A 14,594-nucleotide genomic window follows, 5' to 3' on the forward strand; every position below is an offset into this window, starting at 1 on the left:
AATAACGATAAATCGGTTCCTTTGTCCATCCCTTAAATTTAAAGTGCAAAGAAATAAATTATTCACTTCAGACCCAAGTTTTGTTCTTGATCCCAAATGGCCTTGTTTTAATCGATCATGATTGTTTCACCAATTGCAGCTAAAACAAGAACCGGATACATTGCGCAAATCTTTAACATCATGAGACTATTCTTCATTTTAATAGCCATCTTAATCATAAGCAATGTGAACTCACAGGACTTAAAACAACACCGATGGGAAAATAGGGTCGTTCTAATCGTGGCCCAAGACGAGGATTCCAGGGCATATCAAGAACAAATCACCAAATTTAACAGTCTTCCCAAGGAACTTAAGGAAAGAAAAATTATAGTCTATCAAGTTTTGCCTGATCGGTATAAATTAATGAATTGCCAGCTAAAAGGGGAAAAGAACGAATGGATTACTTCTCCTATTATTTTTGATGATTTTGCAAAGAAGGGGGAAGAATTTAAAGTGATATTGATGGGCTTGGACGGGGGCATAAAACTTGAAAAGACTGAAGTACTTACAACAACGGAACTTTTTGGAACCATAGACGCTATGCCGATGAGAAGAGCCGAAATGAAAAATAAAAACAAATAAACTACCTCGGGGCAGGCCTGTCTAGCTGACAAACGCAGGCCCGCGAAGCATTGAAAGAACCCTTATTTTAGATTATTTTTATACATCAAATCTAAAGGCGGCAGGCAGGTTTTAATTTGATTATCGAGTAAATCAATATTTGTAGATCTTTTATTGAAATGGCAAATACATAATTCTTTATTTTTAAAAAATATGGAACCTAAAAATTTAGCTGATCCAATGGATAAAATCCACACCATGGAAATAACCAAAACTTCAACATACTACTTTTTTTTCCTCATAGTGGTTATGCTTGGCAGTTGTAAAGAAGAAACCGAGAAAAAACCGCCCCAAATTACTACTGGAGAATTAATATTCAATTCTTCCGATAAAGAATTGGACAAGGCTTTCAGCTGGGCCAAGAACAAAGCCCTGTCCTACGCCCATGACAACGATGATCCGGTCGGGTACTGGTATGAGGCTGCACTACCCGATCGTGAAGCTTTTTGCATGAGGGATGTTTCTCACCAGGCAATTGGAGCCGAAATATTGGGATTGGGAAAACATAATTATAATATGTTCCTGAAATTCGCCCAAAATATTAGCAAGGAAAAGGATTACTGTAGCTATTGGGAAATTAATAGGTATGACAAACCGGCTCCCGTAGACTACGAAAATGACAAGGATTTTTGGTATAACCTACCTGCCAACTTTGATGTAACCTATAACGCCCACCGACTTTATAATTGGACGGGTAATAAGGAGTACCTTAATCATCCTGATCTCGTTAATTTTTATGAGCTGAGTCTTAATGAATACCTAGACCATTGGCAATTGGGTTGGGACCAGATCTTAGACCGAAGTCGCTCTCTTCATGCACCCCAGAATTCAGAAAAAAGCAGGTTTGGAAACAAGCGGGGCATTCCTACATACAACGAAGGTGGCCGAGGAGAAACTTTGCTAGGAATAGATATGTCTGCCTCCATAGTGGCCGCATATAAGGCCTACGCAGAGATGCTAAAGCTGAGGGGAAATCTGTCCCGATCTACGGAATATTTGGAAAAAGCGCAACAAGAAAAAGAGTTCCTAAATCATTTTTGGTATGACAAGGAGAGGCAGGAATACCGTTCCATTCTTTATGATGACGGTAACTTCGATTATTTTATGGTAGGTGAAAACCAGGGTTTTTTACACTATCTCTTCTATTATGATGTTATTTCCGATGATAAAAAAATAGAAAACCTAGTGGGGGAATACGAGGCCAACTTCAACAAATTGATTGTTGAGTTAAAATCATATCTGCCCATCATCTTTTACGAAAATGGCCGTTCGGGAATAGCTAACCAGATGATCATTGACTTATGCAGTAAAGAAAATGCCAGACGCGACTATCCCGAAAACTCCTATACGGTAATAGAGCATTTGACAAGGGGCTTGATGGGCATAAATGTCGATGCAGCCTCTAATAGTTTTTCAAGTTTACCACGCTTGGAAAAAGCTGATGATTGGGCTGAAATGAAGAGCCTACCCCTTCTCTCCAATAAGGTAACGGTAAAACACTATGGGAAGTCTAAAACAGAAGTAAACAACCTAAGTGGAGGCACCTTAAATTGGACGGCCAAAATACCTGGCATACACGAGTTTCTATTCCTAAATGGAGAAAAAACAAATTGTACCACCGTTGTCAATAAACGGCAGCAATACTCCTATATTACCGTAGCGCTAATTGACGGTACCAGTGCTGCAGTATCCACAAATCCATAGTCTATTCGATATCATTATCCAATCCAACTACCGGTTTACAGTTAAATTATATAAAAACACCATTCCAATTTCTTAAAATAAAAATTCATCCTATCTTTATCATGGTTTAAACTAATTTTTTACGGTCCAGTAAACTACCACTTTCAAATTGAACCGTTGCGTACCATATTTTTGAAGCATGAATAAAGAGTTTGTTCCCAAGCTATTTTCTCTTTTAAAAGAGGGAATTGCGAAAGAAACCATTTCAAAAGATTTACTTTCTGGATTGATCGTGGGTATAGTTGCCCTTCCCTTAGCCATCGCCTTTGCCATAGCCTCTGGAGTTTCGCCGGAAAAAGGATTAATAACAGCTATCATTGCCGGGGTAATAATTTCAGTATTTGGCGGTAGTCGGGTCCAAATTGGAGGTCCTACCGGGGCATTTATCGTCATCGTATACGGTATTGTCCAAGAGCATGGAATAAATGGCCTAACCATAGCCACTTTTATGGCCGGCTTTATCATCATTGGCTTGGGACTTGCCCGATTGGGGAACCTATTAAAATTTATTCCCTATTCACTTATAGTAGGCTTTACCAGTGGTATAGCCTTAATTATTTTTTCCTCCCAAATCAATGATTTCTTTGGTCTCCACATAGCTAAAGTGCCGGCTGATTTCATGGACAAATGGGTCGTATATTATGAAATTATGGACAAGATCAATGGGTATGCCATTGCAATTGCTGCCGGAACGGTCATCATAACCCTTTATTTTCAAAAGTTGATCAAAAAAATTCCAGGTTCTATAGTGGCCATAGTGTTGTCTACCCTTGTCGTGAAGATTTTTGGGATTCCCGTGGATACCATTGAAAGCAATTTTGGAGAAATCCCAAATCATTTAAGCATGCCCAGCCTGCCGACAGTGGATTATGCCACAGTAAAGTCTTTGATCCAACCCGCTTTTGCCATTGCCCTATTGGGCAGTATAGAATCTCTCCTTTCCGCTGTGGTTTCAGATTCCATGATCGGTGGCAAACATCGTTCCAATTCGGAATTGATAGCTCAGGGCGGGGCCAATATATTCTCTGCCATCTTTGGCGGTATCCCTGCTACTGGTGCCATAGCAAGAACGGCTACCAATGTGAAAAATGGCGGTAGAACCCCAATTGCCGGCATAGTACATGCCTTGGTACTCTTATCCATAATGCTTTTGTTTGCTCCTTATGCCAAGTTGATACCCCTTTCCTGTCTGGCGGGAATTTTAATGGTCGTGGCCTATCATATGAGCGAATGGAGACAATTTAAATCGATTTTAAAGGGAAATAGAATGGATATCATCATTCTCTTGAGCACCTTCTTCCTAACGGTCATCTTCGATCTTGTTATCGCCATTGAAATTGGAATAGTACTTTCCAGTTTTATGTTTATGAAGAGAATGAGCGAAGCTGTACTCGTGGAGAACATCACACCTGAAAATATTAATGGCGAACATTTGTTTGACGATGAAATAATGGAACTCCCCAAAAACGTACTTTTATATGAGATTAATGGTCCCCTGTTTTTTGGAGCTGCCAGACAATTTCAGGAAACCATAACCAATACCCATTTACAGCCCAAGGTCATCATCATTAGAATGCGTTATGTTCCTTTAATAGATGCCACCGGATACCAAAGTTTAAAGGAGATTATAAAAACGTATAGGGCCAAGGGTATAAAAGTAATCCTTTCAGGAATCAACGAAGAGACCAAAAAGGATTTTGAGAAGAATGAAATGTTCTCTGTATTGGACCGGGATTATATCTTCAATAATATTACTGAAGCCTTGGAAAAAGCCAAATCCAACACTTAAATATTAGCAGCTGGGTATCCTAAAATAGCGTATCTTCAGATAAGTACTAAAAGCCATTTAAATTTTGAAAGTCGAAAATTTTACGTTTATTTAAATTATACTTTTGATATATAAAGCCCAAGGCGTAAATGCCAATGGCCATACCTACCGTTAAACCGACCCTGCTATGAGACGCTATACCCGACTATTATTATTGACCTTACTTCTCCTTTGTAACTATACTCTAAAAAGTCAGTCCGATAGTACAGCAGTAGATACGATAGATAAGGATTCGGTAAACACTGAATTATTAAATGATTACAACAGGCGTATAGCCGAAATTGAATTGCAGCGTGTTGAAGATTCCATAAAGAAAGCGACATTGGAGAGTCAGCTAAATGCTTTAAAAACTACGGATAACATTCAAAAGGAGGAGCTTCTTCTTCAGCTTAAAACCATTGAAGACAATAATACATCACGCCTAGCCAATAAAAAAGCCCGTATCGATTCCTTGCGCAAGACTGCCTCTGGATTTCCGGTAATTAGTTCTCTTGGCGATACCTTATTTCTGATATATTCAAAAATTGGTGCTTCCACCCCACAAGAAAGGGCACTTAGCATAGAGAAAAAAATTAAAATATTGGAGGATGATGACTTTTTAAAAATCGATTCCATTGCGGTGGTTAAATCCGAAAACACCTTTGATATAGTTTATGGAGATACCATCATCATGAGCATTTCCGAATCCGATGCCATTTGGTACGATCAAAGTATGCAAGCCTTGGCCACCGAATTCCAAGGTATTATCAAAGCTTCCATCACAGAGGTTAGAAAAGAAAGCGGCATCTTCAAGATATTGATGCGCATAGGATTGGTCGTCCTGGTCATTGGGCTGGCCTGGCTAATATTTATCCTAATAGGAAAAGGTTACAATAAGCTTTTGGCCAATATACATAGGACCAAGGACAATTGGCTTAAAAACTTAACCTATAAGGATTATACCTTTCTAACTTCGGATCAGGAACTGCAGGTAGTACTGTTTTTATTCAATATTTTGAGATGGTTTGTGTACGCCCTTTTACTGTATATCTCCCTACCGATCATCTTTAGTATATTTCCTTTCTCCCGTACTTGGGCGGACACCCTCTTCCAATTGATATGGTCTCCCTTTAAAGGTGGGGCCATCGCAATTTGGCAATACCTGCCCAACCTGATCAGTATATTGGTCATCTATTTTGTAATGAAATATTGCATTAAGTTCGTGAGGTATATATTTTCTGAAATTGAAGCTGAAAAACTAAAGTTATCGGGTTTTCATGCGGATTGGGCCATGCCCACCTTTAGCATTGTAAGGTTCCTGCTCTATGCCTTTATGTTCGTATTGATCTTCCCCTATTTACCGGGTTCAGATTCCGATGTTTTTAAAGGGGTTTCCGTTTTTATTGGGGTGTTGTTTTCGCTGGGATCTTCCACGGCCATTGCCAATATGGTGGCCGGCTTGGTCATTACCTATATGCGGCCCTTCAAAATTGGGGATCGTATAAAAATTGGGGATGTCACCGGCGATGTGGTGGAAAAAACCCTTTTGGTTACCAGGGTGAAAACCACCAAAAATGAGGTCATCACCATTCCCAATTCTTCGGTGCTTTCCGGTAATACCACCAATTATACCAGCGAGACCTTGGAACGGGGATTGATCATTCATACTACCGTAACCATTGGCTATGACGTTCCGTGGATAGACGTACACAAGGCTTTGATAGATGCAGCCTTAAGGACCGATTTGCTTTTAAAGGACCCTGCTCCCTTTGTGCTGCAGACCAGCTTGGAAGATTTTTATGTGGCCTACCAAATAAATGCCCATACCAAAACCGCTGGCAAACAAGCCCTGATCTATTCCAATTTGCACCAGAATATCCAGGATGTTTTTAATGAAAGGGGCATAGAAATTCTATCGCCACATTACAGGGCTGCAAGGGATGGAAATATGACTACCACACCCGCTAATTATTTGCCAAAAGACTATAAGGCACCTAGTTTTAGCGTAAAGGTGGAAAAGGACAAAAATGACTAATTGGAGCAAGGTATAAATTATTACCCTTAAAAATTTTTGTTCAAGCAATCTTCAAATGGCCAATGTTCCTACAAAAGGTAAACATTGACCCATAAGGCATCTTTCATCAACAGACTTAATGATTTAAAAAAGATTGTAATCAGGACCATATCAATCTATGAAAAAAATTACTATTTTTAGTAGTACCCTAGCTGAGGAACATGTATTAAACCAATAGCTATTTAAATATATTAACCAAAACCGACCCATGACTAAATTCTTTCACTTAATTAGACTTCGGAAACATTAGGCCACTTGTTACCTGAGTAGCTAACTCTATCTTTTTTTTAATAGAATATAGCGGCTGATTTTTGTGTGCTTATAATACTGAAAACAACTGATTGAAACAATAAAACTTCCCCCTCCCATTTTAAATACTCTTTTGTTTAATTAAAAATTATTTAGATGAAAAAAGGATTAAAAATACTAGGAGTGAGCATAGTATTCATTGTATTATTGATTGGAATTGTTATAATTTTTATCAGTGCCAACGGTATTCCTTCCTATGAAGTAGAAAAAATTGATTTCAAGGTAAATAATAGTCCCGAAGCCATAGCCAGGGGCGAAAAATTGGCCCTTATGCTATGTGCCAGTTGCCATTTGAACCATCAAACCAATAAACTTACGGGACAGAAAATGATGGATGCCCCGCCGGAATTTGGAGAAATCTATTCCCAGAATATTACCCATGACAAGACCTATGGCATTGGGGACTGGACGGATGGGGAACTGGTATATCTCCTTAGAACGGGCATAAAAAGGGACGGTCAATACAGTCCGCCCTATATGGCCAAATTGCCACATATGGCGGATGAAGATATGAATGCCATCATTGCGTTTTTAAGGTCGGACCACCCTATGGTGAAAGCGGATCCCACTCCGGATATCCCGCCCAAACCCTCTTTATTGACCAAAATCCTGTGTAGGGTTGCCTTTAAGCCCCTCCCCTTGCCCACAGAGACAATTCCCTTACCTAATGAGGACGACACTATGGAATTGGGCAAATACTTGGCACATAACTTGGATTGCTTCTCCTGCCATTCGGCGGACTTTAAAACCAGCGACTTTTTAAATCCGGAATTGAGTGAAGGCTACTTTGGAGGGGGCAATAAACCTTTGGACTTGCAGGGACGGGTAATGTTGACATCGAACCTAACCCCGGACAAGGAAACCGGAATTGGGAATTGGACCAAGGAAGATTTTGTCAATGCGCTTAAGTATGGGCAAAAAAAGGGTGAAAAGGCCTTGACCTACCCCATGCTTCCCTATCCCCAACTTACGGATCATGAAGCTGGGGCCATTTTTGAATACCTGCAAACCATTCCTCCTATTAAAAACAAGGTGGAGCGATCCATATACTAAAAAATGTAAAGGCTAATTTTTGACTTGTACAAACTATGTCCCCTAACTAAATATGGTCTTTGGCATAAGTTGTCGTAAATTACCCTAAAGGTGAATTATGAAGTATCTTTTGGCCACTTTAGTTTTAATGACGCTTATGACCTCAAAAATAATTTTCGATTTCAACAAGGATACCAGCATGGAAAATTGGACAATTGTCAATGATGGTGTAATGGGGGGCTTGTCGGTCGGAAATATCGTCCTAACTCCGGAAGGACATGGATTATTTAAGGGCGAAATCTCCTTGGAAAACAATGGTGGCTTCTCTTCCGTGCGTTACCGGTTTGAAAAGCTACAGGTAACCAAAGACGGTTACATTAGTATTCGGCTCAAAGGCGACGGCAAGAAATATCAATTTAGGGTAAAGGACGATTCCAGCAATTATTATTCCTATATCGTTACCTTTCCAACTTCAGGGGAATGGGAAGAAATCAAAATTTCACTCAAGGATATGTATCCTTCTTTTCGGGGCAGAAAATTGGACATGCCCAATTTTTCAAAAGATCATATTGAGGAGATAGTTTTCTTAATCGGTAATAAAAAAACGGAAAGCTTTATGTTGCTTATCGATAAAATAGTCCTGGATCATTAAAAGCGATCTGAAAAATTTCAAAAATGGGAAAAATTCAATTATCCCTAGCCTCAATTTTTTACGAGATTACCAGTCTTTCCGAAAGTTCTGAATCGACACGAAACCACAAAAAATTGCTACATTTAACAGTGTTATGGACTGCAATTGAAAATTGGAACTAATCCCATTGCTGTTATAACTATGTAAACCATTAAATACCAACCTTATAAATAATTATGAAGCCATTAAAAACAATTCTATTAGCCATTCTTTTTTTGAGTGTAACGATCTCCTTTGCTCAAATACAATTACCTGCCTTTTTTGGGGACCATATGGTCTTACAACAGAATAGCACTGTCTCCATTTGGGGAACCGATAAACCGAACGCTAAAATTAAGGTAATAGGAAATTGGGGAAAAGAATCTACCGCAACTGCCAATGCCAATGGACAATGGAAACTAAAAATTCAAACACCGTCCTATGGCGGACCCTACACCCTAAACATAAAGGGGAGCAATGAGGTTACCCTGAACAACGTTATGATCGGGGAAGTATGGTTGTGTTCCGGGCAATCCAATATGGAGATGCCGGTAAAAGGGTTTAATAACCAACCGATCAACGGTAGTGGCGAGGCCATTATAAATTCCAAAAACAATCAGATACGTTTGTTTACCGTAAAAAGGGCTGCTAGTCTGGATCCGTTGGATCAAGTGGAAGGTCAATGGGCAGAGGCCACCCCCCTAACCGTAAAGGACTTTAGCGCTACGGCCTACTTTTTTGGAAAAAAATTGAACACCCTATTAAATATCCCCATTGGATTGATCCATACCTCCTGGGGCGGCTCCAGTGTGGAAGCTTGGATGGATAAGGAATCCCTTTCCCCATACAATACCATAGAGCTGCCCAAAAATCTTCCGGAGGAAGGATTGAACCAGACCCCTACCCTCTTGTACAATGCCATGATCAGCCCTTTGGTAGGCTACAACATTAAGGGAGCTATTTGGTACCAAGGGGAATCCAACAGAAACAGGGCCAAGGAATACGCCCAACTCTTTCCCACCATGATCAATACCTGGAGGGAAAAGTGGCAACAGGGCAAGTTTCCCTTTTACTTTGTTCAAATTGCACCCTATGGCTATGACGGTGGCAATGCCGGCTTTGTTAGGGAAGCGCAATTGTACACCATGAAAACGGTTGAAAATACGGGAATGGCAGTAACTATGGACATCGGGGACTGCGATTTTATCCATCCCAGGGAGAAGAAATTGGTGGGCGATAGATTGGCCCTTTGGGCACTTGCCAAAGATTACGGTATGGAGGATATTGCCTATAGCGGTCCGGTGTACAAAGCAATAGATGAGATAAAGGATGGTAAGGTAAAAATGTCCTTTGAGTATAATGAGAACGGACTATCCAGTTATGGACAGCCATTATCAGGCTTTGAAGTGGCCGGGGCTGATAAAGTTTTTCACCCGGCAGAGGCTAAAATAAATGGGGATAAGAGCCTTAGCGTCTGGTCCGAGCATGTGTCGGCCCCTGTTGCGGTAAGGTATGCCTTTAAAAATTGTGAGGCAGGCAGTTTGTTCAATACGGAGGGCCTCCCCGCTTCCTCCTTTAGAACGGATACTTGGGAGGAGTAGAATTCCATTATATTAATTACTGGGCGCAAGGAAACAATTAGTTTTTCTGCGCTTATTGTATTGTGTGAAGCTGTAGGAAGTAAATCACGGTCAATCTGAAAAATTTAGGGTAATAGCATTGACAATCCGAATCGAAAGCAGAAACTTATCCAATACTTTTTTCCATAGATCAAAAAAGTATCCAAAAAAATCTAGGTTGATTTTTCTTTTCTTGAAATCCACGGACTTTCCACTCCCACATCGTCCCGGCCACTTTCACTTCCGTGAAATGCTCTTTGGCCGCCTGCCTACCGGTAGGCAGGTTTTAATCTCGATTATCGAGTAAACTGAACATTGACAGTAATTAGTTATTAGGAATTTTAAACTCACATTAATAGCTAATTTGGCATCAGTCAATCAAATTGAGAGTTTCGTATTTAGAATCCTCAAGTCCGTAGATATTATTTTTTCTAAGAAATATTACCGAATATCTTAGCTAAGTATTAATGGTAGAAATAGAATTAAAAATATGGGCAATCTAAAATCGACCTCTGTCAATATGGTGGGTAAACTAACCTTAATCTTTTTAAGTGTACTCCTTATTCAATCTTGTAATATAAAGAAGAAAAGCGAGGAAAAAGAAGCTAGCGTAACAACATCTTCAAGTAATAACTACACTCAAATTGCTACAGGGCAAGTTGCATTATACACGGTAGACGGAGAAGTAATTGAATCCTTGGAGCCAAGCGATTCGCTTTACGGGCAAGATGCCAACTATCTAAAAGGCAAAAAGATGTCCTACAAAAAGAATGGAGACGGAACTGTTATCGACCTAAACTCTGGACTTATGTGGCAAGAAATTCCAACAACAGAAGGTTTTGATTGGAACGGTGCAAAAGAGTATTGTGAAAACCTGGAACTTGGTGGTTATGACGATTGGAGAATGCCTACATTAAAAGAATTATTTTCTATTAGCGATTTTAGTTCAGGATGGCCCTATTTGGACTCCTCTTATTTTTCTCTTGTAAACAACGATTATGTAGAAAAAAGCGAACAATATTGGGCAGACAATAAATATGTTGGGCATACGGAAGAAGGACGTTACACGGCAGCTTTTGGAGTAAACCATGCCACAGGGCACATTAAAGCCTATCCAGGGGAAGCAGCAGAGGGTGGAATGCGCAATGGTCCACCCCTGGGAGGAAACAACGGATCTGAAGGACAAGATTCAGAAGAGAACAGACCACCCCCTCCGGGTCAAGGAAAGGATAATGCAGACGGAAATAGACCAATGGGCAACCCTATGCTAAAACATGTGCGTGCAGTACGTGGAAATATTTACGGCATCAACAATTTTAAAGATAACGGTGACGGTACAATAACCGATACCTCTACTGGATTAATGTGGTCCAAAAAAGATAGCCAAGAAGGCCTTGATTGGAAAAATGCCCTGGTTTATTCAGAAAATACAGTATTAGCAGGACATTCTGATTGGCGCTTACCGAACGTAAAAGAATTACAGGGCATTGTTGATTACCACTATGCACCAAGTGCCAAGGACACTACTTTGGTGGGAGCCGCTATTGACCCCTTGTTTAGTTGTTCAGAAATTATCAATGAAAATGACGATAAAGATTACCCATACTATTGGACAAGCACTTCAGCAAGGTTCCAAAAAGGCAAACCATATTACTATGCTTGGTATGTGGCTTTTGGACGTGCGGTAAATCCCAAAGGTTTGGATTTTCATGGTGCAGGAGCTGTAAGGTTCGACACCAAACATGAAAATGGTCCAGCAGGTGAAGGCGGCGAAAGAATCTATAACTATGTCCGTTTGGTTAGGAATGTTGATTAAAACAGTAACAAATAAAAACTAGCTGCAAAGAGGTATAGAAATAATTAAGAGCTACTCAAAATAGGCTTTCATAGGATCAAAATAATGTTCCTGCCAACCTTTAATATAATGTTCTCCATCTTCTGGAACATTGGTATGTATCAAGGTCAATTGGGTTATACCATCTGTTTCTGAAAGTATAAGCTCAATTTGCGAATCTTCCTCCCTATCCTTAAAATTATCAGTTCTCCAGGTTTGAACAATTTTATGGTAGGGTTCCAAAATTAGATTCTCGCCTTTAATATACCCGTCCCAAGCGGTAAATGGATCACCCACCCTGTCGGACACGAAGGCCTCACCTCCGGTCATTTTGGTATGCCCCTGAGTGCTGAGCCATGCCTTGTAGATTTGTTTTGCCGTGGTGTTAAAAGTTGTTTTTAAGGTAAATTCCATTGATATACTTTTAAGGTGAAATTAAACTAACAGCTCGATCCTTAAATTTACTAAATAATTTTTCAGCAGTTGAATCTTACTGGGCCTATATATTAGCTTTTGCTAACTTTGCCCTTTATAAACCTCATAGCCGTGCACCCGAAAAATCCCTTTGCCAAAGATTACGATTTTGATTTCCTAGTGCAGCATTCGCCTAATTTAAAGGAATTTGTCTTTGTGAACGCATATGGAAACCAAACCATAACATTTGGGGACAAACAAGCGGTAAAGGCGTTGAACAGGGCCTTGTTAAAGGCCCACTATGGCCTTGACCATTGGGATATTCCTGAGCATAACCTCTGCCCCCCCATTCCTGGCCGTTTGGATTACCTCTTGTATGTGGCGGAACTGATTCCAAAAACCGAAATTAGTTTGTTGGACATTGGCACCGGGGCCAACCTTATTTATCCCATTTTGGCAACATGCCACTTTAATTGGCAATGTACGGCCAGTGAGGTAGATCTGGATGCCTTAAAAAACGCCCAGGAAATTATTGATAGCAACAAGGTATTACAAAAGATAGCGCTGAGACAGCAAAGGTTCAAGAACAGTATTCTGGAACACATTATTCAGCCTAGGGATAATTTTGACATCGTAGTCTGCAATCCCCCATTTTTTAAGAACCGTACAGATGCCGAACAACAGAACCAACGAAAGGTACGCAACCTGCAATTGGAGGGTGGGGAACGCTTAAATTTTGGAGGCCTGGCCAACGAATTGTGGTACAAGGGCGGTGAGGAAGCCTTTGTAAAAAAGATGGCCGGGGAGAGTGCGCAATTCAAAGATCAGGTACATTGGTTTAGCTCTCTGGTCTCCCAAAAAGAAAACCTAAAAAATATAAAAAGGGCCATTAATAAAACCGGTCCAACAGTGGTAAAGGTTGTAGATATGGAACAGGGCAACAAAAAAAGCAGGTTTGTGGCCTGGACTTTTAAGGGACAATAATTATTGCTATAAAATGATTCTGATTACTGTATTGAGAATAAGGGATTGTTCGTAGAAACAAATTGAACCCCAAGGCAGAACCTAGACCTCTTAACGGAACCAACCCACAAGTCAAAAACCACATAGGTTATACTTCACACGGACCTACAATAGAATTAAAATTATAAGGAATCTAACGGACTCTCGATATTCGCAAGACTACGCGGTGTTACTTTGGTGTACACCTGGGTCGTCTTAATGGAGCTATGCCCAAGAAGTTCTTGGATAAAACGCATATCGGTACCGGATTCCAAATGGTGGGTTGCATAGCTATGCCGAAGGCCGTGAACCCCAATATTTTTTTTGATACCTGCTTTTTTCATGGCCACTTTAAACACTTTCTGCACACTGCCTTTAGAATATTGCCCCCCATATCTCCCTTCTAGCAAATATTCCTTGGGGCTATATTGCTTGTAATACTCCCTAAGTTTTGGCAATAAGGTTACGGGAAGCGGCACTATTCTATCTTTCTTACCTTTTGCCCCATGTATATGCACTACCATTCTTGCGCTATCAATGTCTCTTATTTTAACAGCTACGACTTCGGAAACCCTAAGACCCAAACCATAGCAAAGTTCCAAGGCAATGCGATGTTTTAAATTTTGGAGCTGTTTAAACAACCTCACAACTTCATTCTTGGCCAGCATTTTAGGTAAGGTCACAGGTTTTTTAGGCCTTGGAATATCAAAAAATAGCTGTGGCCTATGTAATACTTTTTCAAAATAAAATTTAATAGCGTTTATCTTACCGTTCAATTTACGTTCGCCCATTTCTTCTTGGTAGACACAATAGAGGAAATAATCCTTTAATCTTTTTGGTGTAAGCTCTTCTACGGGATAATTTTTAATCAGTTGCAGTAGGTGTACAAATTCTGCTACGTAAATGCGAATGGTGTTCTGGCTAAGCGCTTTTAACCTAAGTTGATCATAATATTGTATTAGGGCAGCTTGGTTAAGGGGTGCAATTTTGGTCAACTGTTTTGTAATAAAAGGCCGCTGCTCTATGTTCAAGGCAGTTCGGACAGCGGGTATATCTGGCAAATACCAAGCTTTATTGGTTTTGCTCCATCTTGCAGAGGTAAAACGTTCCCGAAATTGCTGCACCAAATGAGGATCATATGGAAAATGAACCAATATTACATTTTTGTTACGATGCACGGTAGGCTTAAAGGTATATTGTGAAAAATCCATTCCTCATTTTGTATAACAATATACTCTAAGATACAAAATGATATATAAAATACCTACTCATTAATATTATCATATCTATTTATGCATGGGAGTTAAGGAGATATTGGGTTATTTTTATATCTTAACCTTTAATTACACATATATATGTGTTGAACTAAACCTTCGGTAACCTTTTCAGCTAGATTTCGTAAATTATATGGATTAATCTAAATCTAAAAT

11 protein-coding genes are annotated in these 14,594 nt (G+C 39.9%); 9 read left to right on the plus strand and 2 right to left on the minus strand.

The window, feature by feature from the left end; all coding sequences use genetic code 11:
• Positions 1-180: 180 nt before the first annotated feature.
• The 8 genes from MWU84_RS23000 (at position 181) to MWU84_RS23035 (ending at position 11,730) form a co-directional block, all read left to right on the plus strand.
• The gene (locus tag MWU84_RS23000; RefSeq protein WP_246906290.1) at positions 181-621 is read left to right on the plus strand and encodes a DUF4174 domain-containing protein; all 441 of its coding nucleotides are present in this window, start codon (positions 181-183) and stop codon (positions 619-621) included.
• Between the two features lie 237 nt (positions 622-858).
• Positions 859-2,364 (plus strand): hypothetical protein, encoded by a 1,506-nt coding sequence (locus tag MWU84_RS23005; RefSeq protein ID WP_246906292.1) that lies wholly within the window; start codon positions 859-861, stop codon positions 2,362-2,364.
• Between the two features lie 178 nt (positions 2,365-2,542).
• Entirely contained in the window at positions 2,543-4,192 is a 1,650-nt protein-coding gene (locus tag MWU84_RS23010) for a SulP family inorganic anion transporter (protein ID WP_246906294.1), read from the plus strand.
• Between the two features lie 166 nt (positions 4,193-4,358).
• Positions 4,359-6,245 (plus strand): mechanosensitive ion channel family protein, encoded by a 1,887-nt coding sequence (locus tag MWU84_RS23015; RefSeq protein WP_246906298.1) that lies wholly within the window; start codon positions 4,359-4,361, stop codon positions 6,243-6,245.
• A gap of 444 nt (positions 6,246-6,689) precedes the next feature.
• Positions 6,690-7,646, plus strand: a complete 957-nt coding sequence (locus tag MWU84_RS23020; RefSeq protein ID WP_246906300.1) for a cytochrome c — start codon at positions 6,690-6,692, stop codon at positions 7,644-7,646.
• A gap of 97 nt (positions 7,647-7,743) precedes the next feature.
• Positions 7,744-8,277: a CIA30 family protein gene (locus MWU84_RS23025; protein ID WP_246906303.1), complete on the plus strand. Its 534-nt coding sequence runs from the start codon at positions 7,744-7,746 to the stop codon at positions 8,275-8,277.
• Between the two features lie 215 nt (positions 8,278-8,492).
• Positions 8,493-9,896 carry a sialate O-acetylesterase gene (locus MWU84_RS23030; RefSeq protein WP_246906306.1) on the plus strand — a complete coding sequence of 468 codons (1,404 nt, stop codon included), beginning with the start codon at positions 8,493-8,495 and terminating at the stop codon, positions 9,894-9,896.
• 508 nt (positions 9,897-10,404) lie between these two features.
• The gene (locus MWU84_RS23035) at positions 10,405-11,730 is read left to right on the plus strand and encodes a DUF1566 domain-containing protein (protein ID WP_246906309.1); all 1,326 of its coding nucleotides are present in this window, start codon (positions 10,405-10,407) and stop codon (positions 11,728-11,730) included.
• A gap of 51 nt (positions 11,731-11,781) precedes the next feature.
• Here the strand turns inward: MWU84_RS23035 and MWU84_RS23040 are convergent, their stop codons facing one another.
• A complete protein-coding gene (locus MWU84_RS23040; protein WP_246906312.1) occupies positions 11,782-12,162 on the minus strand; it encodes an SRPBCC domain-containing protein in 381 nt (126 codons plus the stop codon).
• A 132-nt stretch (positions 12,163-12,294) separates the two neighbouring features.
• Between MWU84_RS23040 and rlmF the strand changes: the two genes are divergently transcribed.
• Positions 12,295-13,146 carry a 23S rRNA (adenine(1618)-N(6))-methyltransferase RlmF gene (gene rlmF / locus MWU84_RS23045; protein ID WP_246906314.1) on the plus strand — a complete coding sequence of 284 codons (852 nt, stop codon included), beginning with the start codon at positions 12,295-12,297 and terminating at the stop codon, positions 13,144-13,146.
• A gap of 161 nt (positions 13,147-13,307) precedes the next feature.
• Here the strand turns inward: rlmF and MWU84_RS23050 are convergent, their stop codons facing one another.
• Positions 13,308-14,375: a tyrosine-type recombinase/integrase gene (locus tag MWU84_RS23050; RefSeq protein WP_246906316.1), complete on the minus strand. Its 1,068-nt coding sequence runs from the start codon at positions 14,373-14,375 to the stop codon at positions 13,308-13,310.
• Positions 14,376-14,594: the final 219 nt, after the last annotated feature.

The organism is Arenibacter sp. F20364, assembly GCF_023015905.1.
Lineage (GTDB): Bacteria > Bacteroidota > Bacteroidia > Flavobacteriales > Flavobacteriaceae > Arenibacter.